Raw genomic sequence first — 2,707 nt, 5'->3', positions numbered from 1 at the left:
CCTTAACGCGGTTCTTTTCATAATCAACTTCTTCAACAGTACCGTTAAAGTCAGCAAACGGACCATCGGTAACGCGAACCACTTCACCAGGCTCGAACATCACGCGATGCGTTGGAGACTCGGTAGTTTCCTGCAGACGCTGTAGAATCCTATCGGCTTCGACATCAGAAATAGGAGCAGGACGATCCGAAGTGCCACCTATGAAGCCCATCACACGAGGGACGCTCTTCACCAGGTGCCAGCTTTCATCGTTCATTTCCATCTGGACAAGCACATATCCAGGGAAGAACTTGCGCTCGCTCTTACGACGCTGACCGGCTCTCATCTCGACAACTTCTTCAGTTGGAACGAGAATTTCACCAAAGAAGTGTTCCATCTTGTACATCTGAATATATTCATTCAGAGTCTTAAGTACACGCCCTTCATAACCAGAAAAGGCCTGGACCACATACCATCTTTTTTTAGCTTCAGTTTCTTCAGTCATTCGAAGTGCCTATACGCCTGTAATAAAATTGACAATTCTCAGCAATACTGCGTCCATACCCCAAAGGATCAACGCAATAACACCGGTCGCGGCTAATACAATAAATGTTGTATTTAGCGCTTCTTGACGCGTAGGCCAAACTACCTTACGTACTTCAATTTGTGCTTCACGAGCAAAGGCGAGCGCTTGCTTGCCTTTCTCTGTTTGCAATGCAAGAAATCCCGCTATAGCAAAAGCTACAACAACACTAATTGCACGTACTAATACGCTGGCTTCACTATACAGCTGATTGCCGACAATAGCTGTTGCCAACAAGATAGCAACTAGAGCCCACTTTACGATATCCAGAGAATTACCCTGGTTTTCTGTATTTGTTGTCATCGGTTAATTCCGTTACTCACTACGCCCTAAGGTGGTATTAGGTTGATAGTATTTTAATAAAATACCATCAAACCACTTAATTCCGAGCTTGCTACTCTCAATACGCTTAATGGTAAGCCCAAAGGGTCAAAAATCGGTCATATATTGTATTCTTATTCTGCCTAGTAAGCAAGAATACAAGCAAGCTTGAGCCGAGTAAAATTCAAAATAACAAAAAAGGAAGCCGAAGCTTCCTTTTCTTAGTGTCTGGTAAGATTAGTCGCAATTAAGCAAGGATCTTAGCTACAACACCAGCACCAACAGTACGACCACCTTCACGGATAGCGAAGCGTAAACCTTCATCCATCGCGATTGGGGCGATTAGTGTTACTACCATCTGCACGTTATCACCAGGCATAACCATCTCTACGCCTTCTGGCAGCTCGATAGTACCAGTCACGTCCGTAGTACGGAAGAAGAACTGTGGACGATAGCCCTTGAAGAATGGAGTGTGACGTCCGCCTTCTTCTTTTGACAGAACGTAGATTTCTGATTCAAAAGTAGTGTGTGGAGTGATTGAACCTGGAGCCGCTAGCACTTGGCCGCGCTCAACGTCTTCACGCTTGATACCACGTAGAAGAACACCACAGTTCTCACCTGCACGACCTTCGTCAAGCAGTTTACGGAACATTTCAACACCAGTACAAGTTGATTTAGTAGTATCTTTGATACCAACGATTTCAACTTCTTCACCAATCTTGATGATACCGCGCTCTACACGACCAGTTACCACTGTACCACGGCCTGAGATAGAGAACACATCTTCGATAGGAAGAAGGAATGGCTTGTCGATGTCACGTTCTGGCTCTGGGATATAAGTATCCAAAGCTTCTGCAAGCTCAAGGATCTTAGCTTCCCACTCTGGCTCGCCTTCGAGGGCTTTAAGTGCTGAACCTTGAATAACTGGCAGATCATCACCTGGGAAGTCATATTCAGAAAGAAGTTCACGCACTTCCATTTCGACTAGCTCAAGCAGTTCTTCGTCATCAACCATGTCACATTTGTTCATGAATACGATGATGAAAGGTACGCCAACCTGACGAGAAAGCAGGATGTGCTCACGAGTCTGTGGCATAGGGCCGTCTGTAGCAGCAACAACTAGAATTGCGCCATCCATTTGTGCAGCACCAGTGATCATGTTTTTAACATAATCGGCGTGACCAGGACAATCTACGTGTGCATAGTGACGCGCAGGAGTGTCATATTCGATGTGAGAGGTATTAATTGTAATACCGCGCTCACGCTCTTCTGGAGCGTTATCGATCTGGGAGAAGTCTTTAGCTTCACCACCGTAAGTCTTTGCCAAAACAGCAGAGATAGCAGCAGTTAGAGTAGTCTTACCATGGTCAACGTGACCGATGGTGCCCACGTTTACGTGAGGTTTAATACGTTCAAATTTTTCTTTAGCCATGGTATTGCCTCAATCAGATATCTTGGTGATGAAACCGACATACAACAAAAAATCCGATGCATAAATGTCATCGAATCAATTTAGTTTTATAGGATATTTGAAGGAGGCTGGCGCTGACGGCAGTGACTTAAAACCTCACCCTTTATCAGGGCGTGCTCTTAAGGGTGAGCACATCAGCGAAAATTGGAGCGGATGGCGGGAATCGAACCCGCGTTATCAGCTTGGAAGGCTGGAGTAATACCATTATACGACATCCGCGCAACCTACTTCAGGTTACCTAACTACCTAGAAAATGGTGGAGGGAGAAGGATTCGAACCTTCGAAGGCTGAGCCGTCAGATTTACAGTCTGATCCCTTTGGCCACTCGGGAACCCCTCCAGAGAAATGTGCCG

At 45.6% G+C, this 2,707-nt stretch carries 3 protein-coding genes and 2 tRNA genes; all 5 read right to left on the bottom strand.

Going from position 1 to position 2,707, the window contains the following annotated elements:
* Positions 1-484 (bottom strand): transcription termination/antitermination protein NusG (gene nusG / locus KT99_RS19600; RefSeq protein ID WP_005503750.1); only part of this gene is annotated, 484 nt, incomplete at its 3' end.
* Between the two features lie 9 nt (positions 485-493).
* Entirely contained in the window at positions 494-865 is a 372-nt protein-coding gene (gene secE / locus KT99_RS19595; protein ID WP_005503748.1) for a preprotein translocase subunit SecE, read from the bottom strand.
* A 265-nt stretch (positions 866-1,130) separates the two neighbouring features.
* Positions 1,131-2,315 (bottom strand): elongation factor Tu, encoded by a 1,185-nt coding sequence (gene tuf / locus KT99_RS19590; RefSeq protein WP_005503277.1) that lies wholly within the window; start codon positions 2,313-2,315, stop codon positions 1,131-1,133.
* A gap of 184 nt (positions 2,316-2,499) precedes the next feature.
* Positions 2,500-2,573 (bottom strand) — tRNA-Gly (locus tag KT99_RS19585).
* Positions 2,574-2,608: 35 nt separating this feature from the next.
* A tRNA-Tyr gene (locus KT99_RS19580) sits at positions 2,609-2,693 on the bottom strand.
* Between the last annotated feature and the right edge of the window lie 14 nt (positions 2,694-2,707).

This window comes from Shewanella benthica KT99 (assembly GCF_000172075.1).
Classification (GTDB): Bacteria; Pseudomonadota; Gammaproteobacteria; order Enterobacterales; family Shewanellaceae; genus Shewanella; species Shewanella benthica_A.
Note: the sequence above shows the minus strand (reverse complement) of the source record. Positions and strands in the feature narration are given on the sequence as shown.

What these genes read in the sequence shown, in the direction of transcription:
- tuf (WP_005503277.1), bottom strand. Translation starts at nt 2,315, where the DNA reads ATGGCTAAAGAAAAATTTGAACGTATTAAACCTCACGTAAACGTGGGC.
- secE (WP_005503748.1), bottom strand. Translation starts at nt 865, where the DNA reads ATGACAACAAATACAGAAAACCAGGGTAATTCTCTGGATATCGTAAAG.